Here is a 21951-nt window from a genome sequence, read left to right on the forward strand (position 1 = left end):
TAGAAACATTGCACTTCAGCAAGATAAAGAAAGTAATCATCATACCAAAACATGCTATCCCTTATAGCTTGATAAGATACCTTTTAACGATATAAATTTGTTTTTCTAGAAAAGATATGTTAGTTTTATTTATGAAATCGTTTCTTAGTATTATTAACTATTGAGAGGCGTCACTGAGTTGTATAGATCTATACAGCTGATGTAATAGCAAACTAGGGTTCCGACTTCTTATATAAGGAGTGTCTGGTCCAAGAGTTTCTGGCTTCGGTAATAACGAAGCTCCACGGAGGGATAAAAGCCCGGGAGATTGTGTAATGTGTCAGCACATTACAACTCTCGGTACTTGACCTGATGACTTAAAGGAGACTTCGTTATGGACGCGCAAATCTTATATTCATTTCTTTTCTACCTTCCCCTCGGTATCACTGGAAAAGCGCTAACATTTTCCGCTTATAGGTTATTCATACGAATCAGCGCTAATGGCTCGTCAGGAAACAATAAGCGGTGCCTGACCGATCAATTTTCCTCGTACTATCCTCATGCCTGTGAAACACTGGCAATAAAGACTAAGCCATTTAGTGACCATCAGGTTCTCAGTTAACAGCAAGTTTTGACTTGGGTTGAATAATCTTTCATTACATTTACGAGGTATAGCATGTCAACCGCTCAAAATCCCAAAAGCTTTTCATCTGAAATGAAATCAGCTGATCCCAGTATGCTTAACCGTAGCATGGGTATCTGGAATAGTTTTACGCTTGGCTTTGCAGTGGTTTCTCCAGTAGTTGGACTTTATGCCATTGTGGGGGTGCAAACCAATGTGACTGGTGGAGGCTGGTTCCCAGCTCTCGTGAGCTGTTTAATCATGCAATTACTGGTTGCAACCGTCTATGCCGAATTATCTTCCCAATTTCCCATTGCTGGCGGCGCTTACAAATGGGCGCGTCAACTCGGTGGAACCATTTTAGGCCAGTATGCTGGCGCGATTTATATCAGTTCAACCATCGCTATGCTGACAACAACCGCTTACACCGGGGGAATCTGGCTTGCCATTCTATTTGATTCTCCAAGTGAAACAGGCGCTATGATGGTACTTTGGGGTGCGGCTTTTCTGCTCATTTGCATGCTGCTCAATCTTGCTCATGTGAATGTGTTTAAGTCGGTCATTGCCCTCGGTGTATATGCCGAAATCATTGGATCGTTCGGCATGGCTCTGTTACTTTTCCTGTTCTTTAGAGAACATCCCTTCTCTGAATTATTCCAGCACCTGGGTACCGGTACAGCGCCAGATGAGCTATCTGCTTTTCTCGCTGCACTTGCCATTGCCGGTTGGGCATTCATCGGATTTGATGCTTGTTCAACGACTTCAGAGGAAACACATCAACCCACACGCATGGTGCCACGGGCAATTTTCTTCTCGTTATGCGCGGTAGGTACCGTGGTTGTTTTCAACTCTGCTGCACTGACATTGTCATTTGATCATGCTACCTTGGCAAAAACCAGTGCTACGTTTGATCCAATCACTCCTCTAATTACGACGCATATTGGAGATTGGTTCGAGAAGCCCTTTCTGGCGATTGTCGTAATCGCTTTTCTTGCTTGCGGTGCGTCCGTCGTCAAATATACCTCGCGCATCGTGTTTTCCATGGCACGTGAAGGCAATATGCCTGTATCGCTCAGTCGCGTAACCGCTGCTAAAGCACCCCGGAATGCGATTCTTTGTACAGTATTTCTGGCAGGCCTGGGACTGTTGTTTGGACTGAATAATGAAGCCGTCGCGACCATCATCGCCTTTGGTACAGGAGGACTCTATGCTATGTTTTCCATGACTACGGGAGTTGGTTTATATACTCGACTGACGGGTCGCTGGGATCCGGCACTCGGTGAGCTGAGATTAGGGGTATGGGGTCTGATCATCAACATTGCCGCCTTTCTCTGGTCATTATTTGAGCTGATCAACATAGCCTGGCCGCGTACCTATTTGGCTTCACCTGATGCACCCTGGTGGCAGCTCTGGGCGGTGCCACTGGTTTTGGGAAGCATTCTGGGAGTAACTACATTGACTATTCTGATAAGGAGGAGCAAATGAATCAAAATAACGTATTTCTGTGGGAAGAACATATCCCGGGCGGATGCCATTGGTCAGGAATTATACGCCGTGGCCTAACCTTACGCTTAGCTGATGTCGCTGGCGGTGCTAACGCTGCGGTCTTGTTTTTCAACCAGGAAGAAAAACTGGAGCGCTATAACATGGCCGATACCTTGAAGGCGCAGCATACCTTCCGTTTGACTAAAGGGCATGCCTGTTATTCCGATATGGGACGAATATTCTGCTGTATTACTGCCGATACGGTAGGTTGGCATGATACCGCATGCGGTCTGAGCGATCGCAAACTGATCCAGCAAAAATATGGTGCCGCCCGCTACCAGGAGCATCGCAATCAAATGTATCGCAGTGGCCTGGATGGAATGCTCATCGAACTCGGTAAATGGGGATTGGGAATGCGTGACATCGTCTCCAACATTAATTTCTTCAGCAAAGTATCCGCAAACGCTGCGGGTGAATTAACGTTTCATCGTAACCATAGTAAAGCGGGCGACTATGTTAATCTGAGTTTTGAAATGGATACGTTGGTTATCCTTTCCGCTGCACCTCATCCGCTTGATACCAGTACAACCTATCAACCCGGCGATATCCATCTGGTAGCATTTACTACACCGGTCGCAACAGTTTCGGAATGCCAGCAGATTGCTGAGAACGTACGGGGATTACACAATACTCATCGGTTATATCACCCCTGTGGAGGTGCATTATGAATACGTCTCTATTGATAGAAAGCAAACTCAATCCCGATCTCGCCATCATCGATGAAATTTGTGCGGCAGGTGAGCCTTGGGTCAAGATCGTTAAACAAGGGCAAATTTTCCGCATTGTCGATCTGGAAGGCAATCAAGCTGTCGATACGCTATTTTTTAATGCCAACCACGCATTGGAGCGCTATAGCGTAACCGATACGATACGTGCCCAGAATAAGCTGTATCTGACCACCGGCAGCAAGCTCTGCTCCAATCTGGGTAATGCCATGCTCACGATCATCGCGGATACCTGCGGGCGTCATGACACACTCGGGGGTGCCTGTGCAGCAGAAAGCAATACGGTACGTTATGCACTGGAGAAATATCCCATGCACAGTTGCCGGGATAGCTTCCTTCATGCGCTGGCTCACGAGGCTGCTTGCGAGCAGCTCGGCATGAGCAAGCGCGATATACCGAGCAACATCAATTTCTTTATGAATGTTCCTGTCACTGCGGAAGGTAACCTGGAATTTGTCGACGGCATTTCCGCCCCCGGCAAATACGTTGAAATGCGAGCTGAAATGGATGTGCTGGTATTGATCTCGAATTGTCCGCAGCTGAACAACCCCTGTAATGCCTATAACCCGACACCGATCCGTTTACTGATCTGGGATTCTCAGCAATGACAATACCCTGCGCAATTAAATTCGGCTGATCATTTCACTTAGGAAGAGGATAACGCTATGTTCGATAAAATCCTGATTGCCAACCGCGGCGCCATTGCCTGCCGGATTATCCGTACGCTCCGCCGCATGAACGTCACAAGCGTGGCAGTTTACACGGAAGCCGACGCCCTATCGCGACATGTCACCGATGCAGACGAGGCTTACTGCATCGGCAGTGGTCTCGCAGCCGAAAGTTATCTGCGCGCAGACAAAATATTAGAGATTGCTCAGCAAACCGGTGCACAAGCGATCCATCCCGGTTATGGCTTTCTCAGTGAAAAAGCCGATTTTGCCGAGCAATGCGCTGCGCATGGGATTTGTTTTATCGGCCCTACGCCGCAGCAAATGCGCAACTTTGGCTTGAAACATACTGCACGGGCCTTGGCGCTGGAAAATCAGGTGCCGCTCCTGCCAGGAACCGACTTACTGGAAAATATTGAAGCGGCTTGCCATCAAGCCAAACATATTGGTTACCCCGTCATGCTGAAAAGCACCGCCGGAGGTGGTGGCATAGGCATGCGCCTCTGCTGGAATCAAGATGAGCTGATCGGCGCTTATGAATCTGTCAAAACGCTCGCACAAAATAATTTCAAGGATGCCGGTCTCTTTCTTGAAAAATATGTCGACCGGGCCCGCCATATTGAGGTACAGATTTTTGGTGATGGTAAAGGCCAGGTTGTCGCATTAGGTGAGCGTGATTGTTCCATGCAACGGCGTAACCAGAAAGTCATCGAGGAAACGCCTGCTCCCAACCTTGCACCGCATCTGCGCCAGGCACTGCTTGAGACGGCGGTACGCCTTGGCAAAGCCGTCAACTATCAATCCGCTGGTACGGTCGAATATATTTTCGATGCCGCGAATGGTCAGTTTTATTTTCTCGAAGTCAATACCCGCCTGCAAGTGGAACATGGCGTGACTGAGGAAGTCACCGGCATAGATCTGGTGGAATGGATGGTGCGTCAGGCAGCTGGGGATCTCCCTCCCCTCGATTCTTTCACGATCAAACCCAGCGGTGCCTCCATCCAGGTTCGGGTGTATGCGGAAAATCCTGCAAAAGACTTCCAACCTTCCAGCGGCACACTGACTGCGGCAGAATTTCCTGCGGCAGCCCGTATTGAAACTTGGGTCGAGCGCGGCATCGAAGTTTCAGCATTTTATGATCCCATGCTGGCTAAAATCATCGTGCATGCGCCTGATCGAGAAAAAGCCATCGCAACCTTACTCGCCGCACTGGATAACACGTCATTGCATGGGATTGAAACCAACCTGGCTTACCTCAAACAAATTCTGCAAAGCACTGCGTTCTGTAGTGGGCAACCGAACACGCAATTCCTCAATGGGTTTCATTATCTGGCGGACAGTATCGATATCCTGAATGCCGGGGTGCAAACCATGATACAGGATTATCCGGGACGAATTGGTTACTGGAACGTAGGTGTTCCCCCTTCTGGGCCGATGGATAGCTTGGCTTTTCGTCTTGCCAACCGGCTGGTAAACAATACCGAAGATAGCGCTGGGCTGGAAATCACCGTGGCAGGCCCGACGCTGCGTTTTAATTGCGATAGCATCATTGCCATCTGCGGCGCGCCCATCGATATATTGCTGGACAGTGAACCGTTGTCCCAGTGGCAATCTCATTTCGTCAAAGCGGGTGCGCTCTTGCAGTTTGGTAAAGTTAAACAATCCGGCAACCGGGTTTACTTAGCCGTGCACGGTGGTTTTCAGGTACCTGATTATCTTGGCAGTAAATCTACCTTTACGCTAGGTCAGTTCGGCGGGCATGCAGGACGTGTACTGCGTGCCGGGGATGTGCTGCATATTCAACCCATTCAGCCTTTCCAGCACCCAGCACCTCAATATCTACCCCAGCAGTCGATTCCTCATTACACGGATCGCTGGGAAATCGCAGTATTGTATGGACCCCATGGCGCGCCTGATTTCTTTACCGCAGCTGATATCGAACAATTTTTTGCCGCTGAGTGGAAAGTCCATCATAACTCCAGCCGAACGGGGGTACGCTTGATTGGCCCTAAACCCCAGTGGGCGCGTCCCGATGGCGGTGAGGCCGGTTTGCATCCCTCCAATATCCACGATAATGCTTATGCAGTTGGCGCAGTCGATTTTACCGGGGATATGCCGATCATCCTTGGCCCCGATGGCCCTAGTCTAGGTGGCTTCGTCTGTCCGGCCACCATTGCTCATGCGGAGTTGTGGAAAATTGGACAACTCAAACCCGGTGATAGCATTCGCTTTCATCCGATATCGATGGAAGATGCGCTTAAACTGGAAGAACAACAGAATCAATTGATCCAGCATCTGGGGGCTGATGGAAGCTCGTCAACCTATTCTCAACCTGCAAAACTAGAAAATCCTATTTTGCATTGCATTCCTGAGAGCAAAGAGCGTGTGCAGGTGACTTACCGTCAATCCGGTGATAAATACCTATTAATCGAGTATGGAGCGCCCGTACTCGATCTGAATTTGCGCTTTCGTGCTCATGCACTGATGACATGGCTGCAGCAGCGCATTAACGGCGGCGAGCTTGCCGGTATTCTGGATCTGACCCCTGGCATTCGTTCCCTGCAGATTCATTTTGATTCACGCCGGCTGGCGCGCGATACTTTGCTGGATCTTCTAATCGCAAGTGAAAGCAAGCTGCCAGCGATCGATGACATGGAAGTCCCGTCCCGCATCATCCATCTGCCTTTATCCTGGGATGATGCCGCCACGCGATTAGCCATCGAAAAATACATGCAATCGGTACGCAGCGACGCCCCCTGGTGCCCAAGCAATATCGAATTTATCCGCCGCATTAACGGGCTGGAAAGCATTGAGGAGGTTCAGCATATTGTATTTGCAGCCAGTTATCTGGTCATGGGATTGGGCGATGTCTATCTGGGCGCGCCCGTGGCAACCCCCCTCGATCCGCGTCATCGCCTGGTCACCACCAAATACAATCCGGCACGCACCTGGACACCCGAAAATGCCGTCGGGATCGGTGGCGCCTATCTCTGCGTGTATGGCATGGAAGGTCCGGGAGGTTATCAATTTGTTGGCCGTACCCTACAAATGTGGAATCGTTACCGCCAGACAGCCGATTTCAAGGATGGCCAACCGTGGTTATTGCGTTTCTTCGATCAAATCCGTTTCTATCCGGTCAGTGAAAGCGAGCTGCTCAAACTGCGCAAAGATTTCATTGCCGGGCGCTTCAAGCTGCGTACGGAAGAGACTGTTCTAAGCCTGAAACAATACCATACCTTCCTGCAACAACATGCTGCCAGCATTGATGTATTCAAAGCCAGACAACAGGCTGCCTTCGAAGCCGAGCGGCAACGCTGGCAAGCCAATAATCTGACCCATTATGTCAGTGAAGATACACTGGATGAAGCAGACACACAGTGTGAACTGGACTTGCCAGAAGGCGCACAAGCTGTCAGTTCCCAAGTAACGGGTACGGTTTGGAAGTTACTCGTCACGGAAGGCGACCATGTGGAAGCAGGCAAGCCTGTCATCATGATCGAATCCATGAAAATGGAATTCTCGGTAGATTCCTCTGTCACCGGCACAGTGCGGCAATTATTCTGTAAACAAGGCGGATATGTATCTGCCGGGCAGGTGCTGCTCATCATCCAGGAACAGGAGTAAGGAGTAACTATGCAAAAACTTCTCCCGCTGGGTGACGTTTCATCTTTGCTGCAACGCTATGCGCGCGGTAAACTCTCCCCGACCCAAATGGTCGAAGCCATTCATGCCGAGATTAAAAATGACCCAGATCATGTTTGGATTGCCACACTTTCACTGGAGTCATTACAAGGTTACGCTCGCAAGGTGGAAGCACAAGGGATGGCATCATTGCCGCTGTATGGCGTACCCTTCGCCATCAAGGACAATATTGATCTGGCAGACATACCAACCACGGCTGCTTGCCCAGCTTTTGCCTACATGCCATCATGCAACGCAACTGTCGTGCAGAGACTGATCGATGCCGGTGCGATCCCCATCGGCAAAACCAATCTTGATCAGTTCGCCACCGGACTAAATGGCACACGGTCTCCCTATGGGGCTTGCCGCAATGCATTCAATCCCCTTTATATTTCCGGCGGCTCCAGTTCAGGTTCGGCCGTTGCTGTCGCCAAGGGGCAGGTATGTTTCAGCCTCGGCACCGATACTGCAGGTTCCGGCAGAGTTCCCGCCGCTTTTAATAATCTGATCGGATATAAGCCCACGAAAGGTTGGCTTTCGGCGCATGGCATGGTACCGGCTTGCCGCTCTCTCGATACAGTATCCATCTTCGCATATACTGCTGCGGATGCGGCGCGCGTCCTGACAATTTGTGCTGCTTATGACGCAGCGGATATCTATTCAAGGAAAAGAGAAGAACACGGCCTCGATTTTGGCGCTGCCCCACATTTCCGCTTTGGTATCCCGCGTAAACGGCAACTGCAATTTTTTGGTAATCGTGAAAGTGAACGCTTGTTTAACGATGCAATAACCCGCATGCAAGTGCTGGGTGGAGAAGCGACCGAGATAGATTTTGAGCCCTTTCTCGAAGCTGCCCGCCTCCTTTACGAAGGGCCCTGGGTAGCCGAGCGTTATGCAGCGATTCAATCATTCTTCGAGTCGCACAGTGAACAGGTCATTGCACCGGTACGTGAAATCATCGCGACTGCGAAACGGCACTCTGCCGCGGACGCCTTCAATGGGTGCTATCAATTACGCCAAATCAAACAACAGACAGACCAGATTTGGGCAGATGTTGATTGCCTGCTGACGCCCACTGCCGGGACGATCTATCCCATTCAAGCCATACAGCAAGATCCCATACGCCTCAATGCCAACTTGGGCTACTACACCAATTTCATGAATCTGCTCGACTATGCTGCGGTTGCCGTTCCTGCTGGCTTCCAGAATGATGGGTTGCCTTTTGGCATCACGCTGGTAACACCGGCTCACCAGGACGAACCGTTGCTGCATCTTGCTCATCGGCTGCAGCAAGCTTATTCGCTCCCGCTGGGTGCGACAGGCATTGCACTACCTCAGAACATTCCCTTTCCTGCCGCATCCCGGTCTGGTCAGGTACAAATAGCCGTCTGTGGCGCACATTTATCTGGCTTGCCATTAAATCGACAATTGACCAGCCGCCAGGGGCGATTAGTGGCACGCACCACTACCTCAGCAGACTATAGACTCTATGCTTTGCCAGGAGAACCACCGCAACGCCCTGGGCTAATTCGAGTCAATCCAAATGAGCAAGGTGTTGCGATCGAGGTGGAGGTCTGGGAACTGCCGATGCACGAATTGGGCAGTTTTGTGGCCAATATTCCAGCACCGCTAGGAATCGGCACCCTAACCCTGGCAAATGGTGAAACAGTGCAAGGTTTTCTCTGCGAGCATTACGCTATCGAAAATGCAAAAGATATCAGTTGTTTTGGCGGGTGGCGCGGCTACCTCCAACAACTAGCCAATCCCTAACCCGAATTTATGAAATATTCGGGCTAAACTTACGGTCAAAATTCTGCGTCAGCTATAACTGAGTACCTGAGAAACACCTCAAAAGATTCATGGCTTTCAATTGACTAACCCACTATACTCATATTTCTAATCTCTAGCCGAAACTATTTTCAAGGAAAGGAAATACCTATGATAGCCAGCATGACAGGTTATGCCGTTATGTCTAGGGAGATCCCGGAAGGCTCCTTAACGCTAGAACTACGTTCAGTCAATAATCGCTATCTCGATATTCAGTTCCGCTTACCTGATGAATTCCGCTTACTGGAATCCGCAATGCGAGAACTTTTGAATACTCAGTTAAAACGCGGAAAAGTTGATTGCCGCTTGACCTTCATACCCTACGCAAATACAGATCTGCCACAAAAATTCAATGAGCAGTTACTAAACAAATTACTGGAATTAAACAATGCGGTTAAATCAGCTCTTTCGGATGCGAAGAGCCTGACTGTAGCAGACATTCTACGTTGGCCTGGCATACTGAGTAGTGATACCTTATCGACTACAGCATTGCATGAATCTTGTATGGAATTACTGCAAGCTACTTTGAATGAATTTACCGCTACACGGGTGCGTGAAGGAGAGAAACTTAAAAATGCACTACTCGAACGCTTGCGCCAATTACGTCAGTTGACTACGGAACTGTCACCGCGCATCCCAATGTTACTTGCAAATTTCCAGGAAAAATTAGTGGCGCGTTTACAGGAAGCGAAAATAGATGGTAATGATGAGCGCATTCGACAAGAGTTAATACTATTTGCAAGCAAGATAGATATAGATGAGGAATTATCACGCTTACAAACTCATCTGGATGAGGTGGAACACACGCTGCTTAAGGGCGGCCGTGCTGGCAAGCGCCTCGATTTTCTAATGCAAGAACTTAACCGGGAAGCTAATACTGTCGGCTCCAAATCTGTAGACGCGGAAGTTTCGAAAATTTCCGTAGAGCTAAAAGTCTTGATCGAACAAATGCGCGAGCAAGTTCAGAATATTGAATAGCATTTCATCCTGAATCAGCCAGTTTCATAAAACCACCAAAAACCGCTAACCATGCGGTTTTTTTCATTTCATACCGTTCAAACAAGCCGAACCTCTGATCGCAAATCAAATACTAAATTTGTGTCTGTACGGCGCCAACCTCGCCATCCCTTTGCGCTTCACAGCGTGTAATAAGCTTTGTTCACCGCTGCGTAGCTTAACCAACTTCCTCGGCAATTCGTATTCTTGCATGACCTTTTTCCAAAGATCATCAGACTTGCAAAATGCAAGAAATTCAATCTATTTGCGGGCTGATCCATAGTGGCAAGCTTGCCAGAATTGCTTGTTATTGCAGTCTTGAATTAACCTGGAAATCACTGGATGGCGTTCCAAATAATACCTTTCTAGCAGCCTATTCACCTAATAATGCGGGAAAACAAAGCAATACAATGCAGGGAAAACGCGCCAGAAGCATTCTGAGCAAAATAACAAATAAGGAAGCAACATGAATTTACTTGATGCCACTACCCGCGTAGCACTAAGCGCATATTTGCACGATCTGGGCAAGCTGGCGGAACGCGCTAACATCGATCATGAGGGGCGACTTGATGCGCACAAGAACCTGTACTGCCCTTGGCAATATAATGGCGGCTATCACAGCCATATCCATGCCGCCTACACCGGCATCGCCTGGGATGAGCTGGAAGCCACCGGTCATTTTCCTGATCTCAGGGGAAACTGCCCTCCCTTTGTATCGATCGAAACAGATGCCAACTTGCCAGACTCGGTTGTCAATGCCGCGGCTGCACATCATAAACCGGATACCTTCCTGCAATGGGTGGTAGCGACCGCCGACCGCGTCGCCTCCGGTTTCGAGCGTGATGAATTCGATAGCCAATATAACAGCGCACGAGAACGTGAGAACCATTATCGTGCTCGTTTGCTGACCCTGTTCGAGCAAATCGACAAAAGAGAAATTGAAGAAGGAAAGCTTAATTGGCGTTATCCGCTGGAACTGCTCTCGCCCCAATTTCTGTTTCCGCGCACTGATTGCACCCCGTCCGACGATGCCACTGCCCGTGCACAATATCATCAATTATGGGAAGCACTTCTAGACGATTTAAAACGCATTCCCCGCTCACACCGCGATAATCTGCCATTATGGCTCGATCATTTCGATACGCTGTGGTTGGCCATCTGCCACGCGATACCGGCCGCTACCGCCTTTGGCGTTAAACCGGAGGTATCGCTTTACGATCACTCCAAGGCAACCGCCGCGCTGGCTGCTGCGCTCTGGCGCTGGCATCATGAGCTGGATAAGCAAACTGTCGCCGATCTGAAAGATGGCTGGGAGAAAGAAAAATTCCTGCTCATCCAGGGTGATTTCTTTGGTATCCAGAATTTCATCTTCGCTGAAGGCGGCGAAACCAACAAACATGCGCACAAGCTGTTGCGCGGACGGTCTTTCCAGGTCGCCTTGCTGGCCGAATGCGCCGCGCTCACGCTGCTGGATATGCTGGCACTACCCCCTACCAGCCAGATCATCAATGCTGCTGGTAAATTTCTCATTGTTGCGCCCAATACTGCAAAAACGCGTGAAGCGGTTGAGAATGTACAGCGCACGTTCAATCACTGGTGCTTGGAGCATACCTATGGCGAAATCGGCATCGGCCTTGCCGTCACGCCTGCCAGTTGCAACGATTTTGCCCAGAAGCGTTTCAGCGATCTGGTCAAGCGTCTGTTCGAAGCGCTGGATATTGCCAAGCATCAGCGCTTCAATCTTTGTGGTGCCAATAGTCCTGCGGTATTCAGCGATTTTCTGGATCGTTTCAACAACGAGCTTGGGGTCTGTGAGATCAATGGACGTTACCCTGCTGAATCGAAAGCACCGGATTATGCCATTAGCCATCTGACCAGAGATCAAATTCGCATCGGCGAATCACTGACCAAATGCGCTAGAGTGCTAATCAGCCGCGATGCTGACTCATTGCAGCAAAAATCGCTGGCGTTGGATTACTTTGGCTGGCGCATCGCGTTTGTCCATGATGCTGAAGAGTCCGGCAACTACGGGCAACTGGCAAAAGAACGCAAGCTGATTCGCTGCTGGGATTTCAGCCTGCCTGAAAAAAATGGCAAAGTATTTCACGGGCTCGCGCGACGGTTCGTCAATACCTATGTGCCACGCTTTAATCAAACTGATGTGGATACTCAAGACAAGTATGAGTGTTTACAGAAAGAGGATGAATTTGGTTTGGATTCCATCAAAACCCTGCATCACCTGGCCTGCGAAGACCGGCAACTCAAAGAAAGTGACCGCTGGCGCGGTGAAATCGCACTGGTCACGCTCAAGGGTGATGTCGACAATCTTGGCACACTGTTCCAGAAGGGGTTGGAGAAGCCAACTTTCGCCAAATGGGCATCGCTCTCCCGCCAGATCAATTTATTTTTTGCACTATGGCTGCCGTGGTTCTGTGAACATGGCAAGGACAGTAAAGATATCGCTCGCTACCGCAATACCTATACCGTGTTTGCCGGTGGGGATGATTTCTTCCTGATCGGCCCGTGGCGCTCAACCATCGCGCTGGCTGGGGAAATGCAAAAGCACTTTGAACGCTATACCACCAACCCAGGTATAACCTTTTCCGCGGGCCTGAGCATGACCCAGCCCAAAGTGCCGGCACGGCATCTGGCACGATCGACTGAGGCCGCGCTGGAACGATCCAAAGCATACCAGGATAAAGCAGATAAGCCCAAGAATGCCGCCACCCTCTGGAACCAGACCGTGAGCTGGCAAAACTGGCATGCGCTGCTGACTGAACGGGCTGATAAATTGGAAGCGCTGCTGGCGGAAGCGGAGTCGCATGGCGCTAAACTTTCCACCGGTTATCTCTATGACCTGCTGCAACTGGCAGACAAAGCAGAGCGGGCCAGACTTGGCAGAAATCCAGAGGATAGTCTGTGGCGCGCACAACTCGTATACCGCACCACCCGGTTCATCGGAGACCGGATGAAATCGAATGGCGACGCCCATACCAACAACCGGCGCAGACAGTTACTGGAAGCGATCAATCAGGAATTTACCAAAGCACTCGACCACCATCACGGCGCTTACCGCCTGCCGCTATCCATCTTGCTCTATGGCAGGCGCGAGTGACGGCAAGCTTGCCGCATAATGGGAATTTTGCATAACACAATAGAATAATCAATCAAATAAAGGAAAACAACTTATGTCACAACTCTTCCCTCCGAAACATCGGCGAGAAAAACAACCACATGAAGAAGCCAACTCTACTATCCGGGAGGCAGCTTCCAAACTTGCATTTTCCAGTGATCCTGTCCCTGGTGATTTGTTCGACTCAACTGCCAGAACGATTGCTGAAGAGCTGGCTAATGCCAAGGAAAAATTCAATAGACCCACCCAAATTCGGCGCTTCTATGACGAATTGGTCAACTGGCAGCAGCGCATCAAGGATGATGAAGCAGCATTCAAGAAATATGAAGCCTTCATCCGCATGATGAATGCCAAGGTTGCTTATGCGAAGGGGCGAGAACTCGTCGATGCCAATTTCGAGCACTGGTTCAAGGAAGGCATCGAGGCGACCACCAGCGCCAGAGCGCTCAAACATTTCCAGTTTCACTTCGAGGCGGTACTCGGTTTTCTAAAAGGCTTACGCGGCTAAACGTCGTTAAAAAGGACAGAAAAAATGCAATTGACCCAAATCAAGCAAATCACAGGTACGCTGGCACTGAAGACCGGTCTGCACATTGGCGGCGGCGATAGCGAAATGCGTATCGGTGGCATCGATAATCCGATCATCAAGGATCCAGTTTCCGGACTGCCCTACATTCCCGGTTCATCCCTCAAAGGTAAGATACGCAGTCTGCTCGAATGGCGGTTTGGCCTGGTTACCGCTACGGATGGCAAGCCATTCTCATTTCAGCATTTAAAAGCAATCGATTCACCGCAAGCGCGCGACCTGCTCAAGCTGTTCGGCGGCGCGCCGGGAAGCGAAACTGGCGCAATTGCGAACGAAATCGGCCCTACCCGGCTGGCGTTCTGGGATTGCCCATTGAATATGCAATGGAAGCAAGGCGAGTTGGGTGAGCACACTTCAGCAACCGAAGCCAAAACAGAAAATAGCATCGATCGTATCAAAGGTGTTGCGGCCAATGGTGCAATCCGCCAAACCGAACGCGTGGTCGCAGGCGCACAATTTAACTTCCGTCTGAGCCTCAAGGTGCATGATGAGGAAAATCTGCTGGATAGGGTACTGACCGGCCTCAAGCTACTGGAATGCGATAGTCTGGGCGGTTCCGGCTCACGAGGCTATGGCAAGATCAAGTTCCTCGATTTGCAAGTGGATGGCGAACCGCTGCAAGCCAATTTCGAGCAGATTCAGCCCTTTTCCAATGCGACCAGGGTTGCCTGACATGGCCCATACCCTTTACCGTGCGAGCTTGCGGTTGCACAGCGCCTTTGGCACCCTGCTGGTGGGAGACACGCTGTTTGGTCAGTGTTGCTGGGCGGTACGTGAACAGTGGGGTGAGTCTGAATTGCAGCGATTGCTCAATGGTTATACCACCGGCAACCCCTGGCTGGTTGTCTCCGACGGATTTCCGGCAGGATTTTTGCCCAAACCTACCTTGCCCCAGTCATTCGAATCGGCATCAAGTGCTGAAGAACGCAAAGCGATCAAGCATCAGCGCTGGATACCGCTTGAGGTGGTGGGCAAACCGCTCAAGGGCATGCTGGCAGAAGCGAAATCAGATGACGAGGCCTACACAAAGAAACCTGTGGAAGCTGTTCAGCCGCACAACACCTTGAACCGGTTGACCGGCACTACCGGTACGGGTCAATTTGCCCCCTATACACAAAGGCAAATCTTTTATGCGCACAATCAAGCCATTGATCTTTACCTGGCGCTGGATGAATCCCGTCTGCCGATCGAAAAAATGCGAATCCTGCTTGAGGCCATCGGCATGCAGGGCTATGGACGGGATGCCAGTATCGGTTTAGGTAAATTCGGCGTCAACAGCATCGAGTCACATCATTTTGCTCCGGCCATTTCACCAGAAAAAACCAATGCTTTCTGGACACTCGCCCCCTGCGCGCCGCAGGGACTGGGTTTCGACGCTGACAAAAGCTACTGGCGCGTGATCACCCGTTTTGGCCGGCATGGTAGCCACCAGGCGCTCGCCGCCAACCCTTTCAAGAATCCAGTGCTGCTGACTGCCACCGGCGCCATTTTTGCAGCAGACAAGCCCGCTGATACGCTGTTCATCGGCCAGGGCCTGGGCGGTAACGGACAACTTTCAAAAAGCGAGCCAGCCACTGTCCAGCAAGGCTATGCGCCAGTGGTGAGCTTAAATAGGGATGACTAATGACTATGGATAAAATCGATTGCCGTTCGATCACCTTAACCACCCTCTCGCCGATTCATATCGGCAGTGATGAGGATTATGTCCCGACCAATTTCGTGATCAAGGACAACCTGTTGCACTATCTGGACATGGCCGTGCTGGCCGATGTGCTGGATGATAACGAGCGCCGCGAGCTCAATGCGAGGCAGACCATCGGTGCGATTCAACAGTTTTTCAAATCCAGGCGAGATCGCTTTGCGCCGCTCGCCAGCCATATTATCGGCGTAGCAAGTGATATTGCGCAGGAATATGAGGTCAAGGCTGGCCAGCCAGTGCAACGAGGCGTTGGCGGTGAGCTCACCTACAATATGTTTCCAATTACCCGCACGGCGTACCGGACTATTGATTTTTCACCTTACCTGCCAGGCAGCTCGCTCAAAGGCAGTATCCGCACTGCCTGGCTAGATGCCCTCAACAGCGGAAAGCCGCTGCAACAAATCGCAGGAAAAGGTAAGGAAACCAATCAGGCACTTCAGCAGAGGCTATTGGGCTACACTGCTGGCAAATTCGAGAATGACTCATTGCGCCATCTGCATTTAGCGGATGCCCATCATGACGATGAACCCATGCCCACCCATATTCTCTACGCGGTCAGCAAGAAAAAGCGGCCAGGCGAACGTAACGCATCCGAACTAAAGGTTTTTCTCGAAACCATTCCCGGATTGCTGAGCGATGCCTTCACTGGAGAAATTCGTATCAAAGATGAAAACAGTCTGACATGGCAGCAGCTTTGTGATGCCTGCAATGCTTTCTACTGGCCACAACTGGAAGCCGAGCTTGAGCATGCGCATCTGGCGGACATGCTTGATGCGACATGGCAGCAAACCATGCAAGATTTACTCAATAATGAGTTCGATGAGTTAGGCAAAAACCATCAGGGCTTTCTGCTGCGTGTCGGCAAGCACTCTGGTGCAGAATCAGTAACACTCAATGGTGTGCGCGATATTAAGATTCTGGGTAAAAAAGGCTCCCCTCCCACCTATCATAGAGAAACCACCGAAAAACGCTTTGCCAGCGAAAGCAGAGAAGCTGCCAGCGGTCTGCTGCCATTCGGCTGGCTATGGGTCGAGTCCTGCCAGGATGAATACCAGTATCTCTCCATCGCCGTGCGCGACAAACTCCGGCCATATACAGATACTCTACGCGATGCACAGCGTGAACGCCTTGAACAGGTCAAGCAGGCACGCGCAACCTGGCAAACCGCCAAACAGGCAGCCGAACAGAAACGTATTGAGGAAGAAGAAGCCACTCGCAGGGAAGCGGAAGCTGCACAGGCAAAAGCAGCCGAATTGGCCAGCATGAGCGAAAACATGCGGCAAATCGCGCGGCTGCGTGACGAAATCGATAAGCGCCTGGCAATGGGCCGGAAAATTAATGTATCCGATCAGTTCTATGGTGGAACGATGAAAAAACTGGCGCAACAAGCGCTGGAAAGTCTTGATTGGAGCACAGAAGAAAAAAGCGCACTGGCCAATATGCTCGAAGACCGGGCTGGCAAACTCATGAATCTCGATGCCAAAGATCTGCGCAAACAGCTCAAACTGACTGCCTTGCGCGGACAGGCATAGAGGTAGATCTCATCATGATCACTACCTACCCCCTTGCCCGCTATCGCTTCGATTTCGAGGTCACTACCCCATTACGGCTGCCGGAATATGCCGGCTCGACGCTGCGCGGCGTATTTGGGCGCGCATTACGGCAACTGGCCTGCGTCACGCGGGCAAAAGACTGTCACGGCTGCCTGCTGCAGCGCAACTGTCCCTACCCCGCCGTTTTTGAGCCACCCAAACCAGAGATGGCCTCGCTGAAAAACATTGCCACTGCCCCCGTGCCCTATGTCATCGAGCCGCCGGCCTGGGGAATCAAGGATTATGCACCGGGCGAAACCCTTTCTTTTGGTTTCATACTGATCGGCAACGCGCAGCAGTATTTACCGTTATGCATCATGTCATGGCAGCGTGCTTTTGCGCGTGGTGTCGGCGCAGGTGACGGCACGGCGGAACTGCTCGGTGTAAGCGTTATCAATGAGCATACTGGTGGTCAAGAGGCCGCCCGATTGATTCACCAACCGGGTCAGAGCCTGGCCGAACATCCGCGGCATGTAACTCTGCGCATAGATACGCTACCGGAGCACATCACCTTGCAGTTCGAGACGCCGCTCAGATTGCAGCACGAAGGCCACGCCCTGCCTCCCGCCAAAGTCAGTGCACGCGCCCTGCTCATGGCGCTGGTCCGCCGGGCGAGCTTGCTGGCCGAGATCCATGACGGCAAACCGCTCTATACTGCGGGTAAATTTTCCAGAATGACGGAGATTGCGAATCAGATTGAAAGCAAACATAATCTGACATGGCGTGACTGGACACGGCATTCATCGCGCCAGCAGCGTACCATGCAACTGGGCGGCTGCATCGGCAACTGGCAACTGCGCGGTAATCTTGCGCCATTCCATGATGCACTGCGCCTGGGATCATGGCTGCATGTCGGCAAGGAAACCAGCTTCGGGCTAGGAAAATATCGTATTCTGATGGAACACGGAACATAACTATGACGCACCTGAAAAATCTTGTGAATGCCCCTGATAATCATTTGATCGGAAAGGGAAAAATGACAGTAATGAGTAGCAACACAGCCCTGATTTAAAAGGGATTGAGACTTGACTGTTTGCGAGGATCCCCATGTGGCCGTAAGTAGCAACACAGCCCTGATTTAAAAGGGATTGAGACATTGGCTCGTCATCAAAGCTGTAGCGATCTGCCGTAGCAACACAGCCCTGATTTAAAAGGGATTGAGACAGAAAGAAACTGGCGATTTAGCTGAAGATTTGATGTAGCAACACAGCCCTGATTTAAAAGGGATTGAGACGCTCGGTTATGCCCATCTCTCTGTACTTTTCTGCGTAGCAACACAGCCCTGATTTAAAAGGGATTGGGACACAGAAGAAATCGAAATATCGGCAAGCTTGCCAGTCAGTATGTTTCCGCGGTTTCTCTTTACACTGGCAATCAGGTTGAACAATGGATCAATACTCATGAGCCGTTCGGTTTATTTGATTTGTTATGACGTCTGCTGCCCACGCCGGCTAAGGCAAGTTCACCAGTTTCTGCTGGGCTACAAGACGGGCGGACAGAAATCTTTTTTTGAATGCTGGCTGACGCCGCAAGAGCTGCGGGCGGTAAGAGTGCGTCTGGTTGAGTTGATCGATCAGACGGAGGATCGCGTTCATATCTTTCAGCTCGATCCGCGCATGAAGCCGGATTGCTTTGGTGTTGCGGTCACTATGACAGTGAACACCCCCTTTATTATTGCCTAGGAGGATACCTTGACGAGTCTTTATGTTGACCGGCGCGGAGTTGAACTGGAAGTGGATGGAGAAGCACTGGTTTTTCGTGAGAATGGCTTGAGAACTGGCACGGTGCCGATGGCGCCGCTGTCACGGGTGTTTCTGCGCGGCGATGTGCGCTTGCAATCCAGCGTGCTCGGCAAGCTGGGCGAACGCGGCATTGGCGTAATTGTCCTATCAGGCCGCAAGGCCGAGCCTACCCTCCTGCTGGCTCGGCCTCATAACGATGCTGCCAGACGGGTGGCGCAGTATCAATTATCAGGCGATGCTGCTTTTTGCCTGGCGTTCTCCCGCACCCTGGTTCTCGACAAGGTCGGCACGCAGCGCGATTACGCTTTAGCGCTACGCGAAGTTGCACTCGATCACCGCTATGAGCTGACGCTGGTTTTACGCACGCTCGATCAGATTCTGCTGCGTATCATGCAGATGCCTAACATTGCCGCACTGCGGGGTATCGAAGGCGCCGCATCGGCAGCACATTTTAAGGGCATTGCCGCAATTGCAGCTCCCCGGCTGAATTTCACCCAGCGCAACCGCCGGCCACCGCGCGATCCGCTTAATGCCGTGCTTTCTCTTGGCTACACCTTGCTGCATTCCGAGGCAGTGCTGGCACTTTATGGCGCCGGACTCGATCCGTTTATTGGCTTCTACCACCAACTCGATTTTGGCCGGGAATCCTTGGCGTGTGATCTCGTCGAGCCCATCAGGGTCGAAGTGGATAGCTTCGCATTACAACTCTTCCGCAAGGAAATATTGAGACCGGAATTTTTTTCCACATCAGAAAATGGCTGCTTTATGAACAAAAGCGGACGAGTGGCTTTTTATGCAGAATGGGAAGCCCTGGCGGAACGCTTACGCAAAATGCTGGCTGATCAAATTGCAAAATTGATGGTGCAACTCACGATCAGCCCACCCCCTACCAAGAATGAAAACGAGACTTGCTGACCATGCTGTACTGGATTATCGGCTATGACATTACCGACTCCCGGCGTTTGCAGCGGGTTCACCGGGTAGTGCTCCGTTATGCGATTCCGCTGGAGCTCAGCGTGTTTCTGCTTGCTGGTCATGAAATCGACAAGCAGCGCTGCATGGAAGAGATCAGCTCGCTCATCGATCCCGATACCGATGATCTGCGTTGCTATCCTCTGCCAGCGAGGGGTTTGCAGGAGCGCATCGGCAAGGCAACGCTGCCAGCCGGAATTCACTGGAGTGGGCTACCCTCTGGGCAAAACAGCATATAACAGTTTCTTCATGGCCAAATAGGTAATTAACGCTAAATGGTAACGATTTGCAAGGTTATTCTGGCCATGAAAGATTGCCGGCCATGGCAAGCTTGCCAATCATTACAACACTTTGCCATTGCAGTTATGATTTAACTTGCTGCAACCCGAAAAAAATTCTTTCTGGAGATAATGAATGAAATTCGATAGCCACCTTTGTCTGGTTTCCACACAAGCGACGCCTAATCTCGTGCCTGCGCTCGACCCAAGCTTCCAGCCCTCTGTCGTGACTTTGGCCGTCAGTGAAGATATGCAGGAAAAAGCATGCTGGCTTGAGAAAGTCCTGAGAGAACAAGGCGTCAAAGTGGAAAAATTAAATATTCCAGATCCTTACGATTACAACCAATGCTGGGAATGCTTTGCCGAATGGCTTGGTAAACAATCCGATGGGGGCGCGTTGAATGCAACCGGTGGAACCAAGGTTATGGCGATGGCTGCGCTGGATGTTTTTCGTGAAGAAAAGAAACCAGTGTTTTACATCAATATCGAGAACGACGAGGTGATTCGCCTCGATACCCGTGAAGTCCCATTCACGCTGCCAACCAAAATCAGACTGAAGCAGTATCTCGAAGCGCATGGTTATTCCGTGCTGAAGATGAGCAAGCCCAATATCAACAAGGATATCCGCGATTTTGTTGATCGCCTTGCCTATGAAAGTGAGCGTCTTGGCAAGGCCCTGGGCAAATTGAACTGACTGGCAAGCAAGGCTGTGGAAGCAAAGGAGACTGGGGTGTTCGTTTCCCAGGAACTGGACAAATACGATCTCGACAGCAAAGCATTTGACGATTTAATTTCGATGTTCAAGCATGAAAACATGCTTTCATTGAAGGATAACAGGCTCATCTTTCCTGATGGGCACGCACGCAGATTCGTGAACGGAGGATGGCTGGAGTACCTGATTCTTCAATCGCTATCCACTCTGGCGCCCACGCTGGGTATTACGGACTGGGGAACGGGCATTGAAGTGCTCGCGCCCAATGGTAAAACCCAGAATGAGCTGGATGCTGCCTGTTTGCTGAAAAATACTTTGTATATTATCGAGTGTAAATCGGCCAATCTGGCATTCGATGGCAAAACGGGCGAAACCAGCGGCACCGATGCGCTCTACAAACTCGATGCCTTACGCAGGATGGGTGGGTTGCGTACCCAGGCCATGCTGGTTGATTTCCGCGGCAGTTTGGGCGACATTGATAAAAACAGAGCGGCGCAGATGAATCTAGCAGTCGTTTCCGGTTCTCAGTTACGCGATTTACGGGGGGTATTGAAAGCATGGTTGAGATGAAATCTGCCAACTATTCGCGTCGTGTTCTCCTGTTAGTTACCGGTTTGACTCCGCAGGTGGTCACCGAAACGCTGTATGCCCTGGCCGTACAATCACAGGAAAAATTCATTCCGACGGAGATTCATGTCATCTCTACCGGAGAAGGTGCGGAACGTGCCAGGCTCTCCCTGCTTGATCCTTCCATCGGTCAGTTTTATGCGCTTTGTAAAGATTACGGTCTCCATGATATCGCCTTCCCACTTGAAAACATTCATGTGATCGAGGATACCTTCGGCAATCCGCTTTCTGACATCCGCACACCGGAAGACAATCTGCGCGCAGCTGATTATATTGTGGATTTTGTACGCAATTTTTGCAGCGATACGTCTTTGATGCTGCATGTTTCCATTGCGGGTGGGCGGAAAAGCATGGGGTTCTTTGCGGGTTACGCACTCTCAGAAGCTGTCTGGCAAAACATTAGACGCATTTTGCAAGTGTTATTTTCATCATGGCGATTCGAATCATATTTTCGGCAGTGCCTGGCAGGATTTCGAAGTCCTTTGATAAACGGCGAAAGTTACCCAGCCAGGAGAACGTGCGTTCGACTACCCACCGCTTCGGTAAAACAGCCCATTTACCTTCGAT

Annotated in this window: 19 protein-coding genes, 1 pseudogene, 1 CRISPR repeat array and 1 riboswitch; of the genes and pseudogenes, 19 read left to right on the forward strand and 1 reads right to left on the reverse strand. The window is 50.7% G+C overall.

Annotated elements, in window-relative coordinates:
- The first annotated feature begins 201 nt into the window (after window positions 1–201).
- A riboswitch (guanidine-I (ykkC/yxkD leader) is annotated at window positions 202–308 on the forward strand.
- 347 nt (window positions 309–655) lie between these two features.
- The 19 genes and pseudogenes from BLP80_RS06235 to csm6 form a co-directional block, all read left to right on the forward strand.
- Window positions 656–2086, forward strand: a complete 1431-nt coding sequence (locus BLP80_RS06235; RefSeq protein ID WP_090541408.1) for an APC family permease — start codon at window positions 656–658, stop codon at window positions 2084–2086.
- Window positions 2083–2814: an urea amidolyase associated protein UAAP1 gene (locus BLP80_RS06240; RefSeq protein ID WP_090541411.1), complete on the forward strand. Its 732-nt coding sequence runs from the start codon at window positions 2083–2085 to the stop codon at window positions 2812–2814. Before BLP80_RS06235 ends, BLP80_RS06240 begins: the two co-directional genes overlap by 4 nt.
- The gene (locus BLP80_RS06245; RefSeq protein WP_090541413.1) at window positions 2811–3479 is read left to right on the forward strand and encodes an urea amidolyase associated protein UAAP2; all 669 of its coding nucleotides are present in this window, start codon (window positions 2811–2813) and stop codon (window positions 3477–3479) included. Before BLP80_RS06240 ends, BLP80_RS06245 begins: the two co-directional genes overlap by 4 nt.
- A 57-nt stretch (window positions 3480–3536) precedes the next feature.
- Window positions 3537–7163, forward strand: coding sequence for an urea carboxylase (gene uca / locus BLP80_RS06250; protein WP_090541415.1), 3627 nt, complete (start codon window positions 3537–3539; stop codon window positions 7161–7163).
- Between the two features lie 9 nt (window positions 7164–7172).
- Entirely contained in the window at window positions 7173–8990 is a 1818-nt protein-coding gene (atzF, locus tag BLP80_RS06255) for an allophanate hydrolase (RefSeq protein ID WP_090541417.1), read from the forward strand.
- 168 nt (window positions 8991–9158) lie between these two features.
- Window positions 9159–10025, forward strand: a complete 867-nt coding sequence (locus BLP80_RS06260) for a YicC/YloC family endoribonuclease (protein ID WP_090541419.1) — start codon at window positions 9159–9161, stop codon at window positions 10023–10025.
- Window positions 10026–10288: 263 nt separating this feature from the next.
- Window positions 10289–10513, forward strand: coding sequence for a hypothetical protein (locus BLP80_RS06265; protein ID WP_090541421.1), 225 nt, complete (start codon window positions 10289–10291; stop codon window positions 10511–10513).
- On the forward strand, window positions 10510–13158 hold the full coding sequence (gene cas10, locus BLP80_RS06270; RefSeq protein WP_090541423.1) for a type III-A CRISPR-associated protein Cas10/Csm1: 2649 nt from the start codon (window positions 10510–10512) through the stop codon (window positions 13156–13158). Before BLP80_RS06265 ends, cas10 begins: the two co-directional genes overlap by 4 nt.
- 73 nt (window positions 13159–13231) lie before the next feature.
- Window positions 13232–13684 (forward strand): type III-A CRISPR-associated protein Csm2, encoded by a 453-nt coding sequence (gene csm2, locus BLP80_RS06275; RefSeq protein WP_090541425.1) that lies wholly within the window; start codon window positions 13232–13234, stop codon window positions 13682–13684.
- Window positions 13685–13708: 24 nt separating this feature from the next.
- Window positions 13709–14434 (forward strand): type III-A CRISPR-associated RAMP protein Csm3, encoded by a 726-nt coding sequence (gene csm3, locus BLP80_RS06280; RefSeq protein ID WP_090541427.1) that lies wholly within the window; start codon window positions 13709–13711, stop codon window positions 14432–14434.
- A 1-nt stretch (window position 14435) separates the two neighbouring features.
- Window positions 14436–15386, forward strand: coding sequence for a type III-A CRISPR-associated RAMP protein Csm4 (locus BLP80_RS06285; RefSeq protein ID WP_090541429.1), 951 nt, complete (start codon window positions 14436–14438; stop codon window positions 15384–15386).
- Complete coding sequence (gene csm5, locus BLP80_RS06290; protein ID WP_090541431.1) at window positions 15386–16993, forward strand: type III-A CRISPR-associated RAMP protein Csm5; 1608 nt, start codon at window positions 15386–15388, stop codon at window positions 16991–16993. The genes BLP80_RS06285 and csm5 overlap by 1 nt, the downstream gene beginning before the upstream one ends.
- A gap of 377 nt (window positions 16994–17370) precedes the next feature.
- Window positions 17371–17967 (forward strand): CRISPR system precrRNA processing endoribonuclease RAMP protein Cas6, encoded by a 597-nt coding sequence (cas6, locus tag BLP80_RS16185; protein ID WP_256324979.1) that lies wholly within the window; start codon window positions 17371–17373, stop codon window positions 17965–17967.
- Window positions 17968–18042: 75 nt separating this feature from the next.
- Window positions 18043–18357: a CRISPR direct-repeat array (repeat unit 36 nt; unit sequence GTAGCAACACAGCCCTGATTTAAAAGGGATTGAGAC).
- Window positions 18358–18453: 96 nt separating this feature from the next.
- On the forward strand, window positions 18454–18735 hold the full coding sequence (gene cas2, locus BLP80_RS06300) for a CRISPR-associated endonuclease Cas2 (protein ID WP_090541455.1): 282 nt from the start codon (window positions 18454–18456) through the stop codon (window positions 18733–18735).
- A gap of 9 nt (window positions 18736–18744) precedes the next feature.
- Window positions 18745–19710, forward strand: a complete 966-nt coding sequence (cas1, locus tag BLP80_RS06305) for a CRISPR-associated endonuclease Cas1 (protein ID WP_090541435.1) — start codon at window positions 18745–18747, stop codon at window positions 19708–19710.
- A 2-nt stretch (window positions 19711–19712) separates the two neighbouring features.
- Window positions 19713–20006, forward strand: a complete 294-nt coding sequence (gene cas2 / locus BLP80_RS06310) for a CRISPR-associated endonuclease Cas2 (RefSeq protein WP_090541437.1) — start codon at window positions 19713–19715, stop codon at window positions 20004–20006.
- A 175-nt stretch (window positions 20007–20181) separates the two neighbouring features.
- On the forward strand, window positions 20182–20739 hold the full coding sequence (locus BLP80_RS16600; protein ID WP_090541439.1) for a PDDEXK family nuclease: 558 nt from the start codon (window positions 20182–20184) through the stop codon (window positions 20737–20739).
- A 36-nt stretch (window positions 20740–20775) separates the two neighbouring features.
- The gene (locus tag BLP80_RS16605) at window positions 20776–21327 is read left to right on the forward strand and encodes a Card1-like endonuclease domain-containing protein (protein WP_176754291.1); all 552 of its coding nucleotides are present in this window, start codon (window positions 20776–20778) and stop codon (window positions 21325–21327) included.
- Window positions 21324–21749 (forward strand): annotated as a pseudogene (csm6, locus tag BLP80_RS06325) (CRISPR-associated ring nuclease Csm6); the annotation flags it as partial. The gene BLP80_RS16605 and the pseudogene csm6, both read left to right, overlap by 4 nt.
- 34 nt (window positions 21750–21783) lie before the next feature.
- On the opposite strand, the gene BLP80_RS16195 reads toward csm6, so the two are convergent.
- A partial coding sequence (locus BLP80_RS16195; RefSeq protein WP_143002210.1) for a transposase occupies window positions 21784–21951 on the reverse strand: 168 nt, incomplete at its 5' end.

It is taken from the genome of Nitrosomonas sp. Nm132, from assembly GCF_900100485.1.
GTDB lineage: Bacteria > Pseudomonadota > Gammaproteobacteria > Burkholderiales > Nitrosomonadaceae > Nitrosomonas.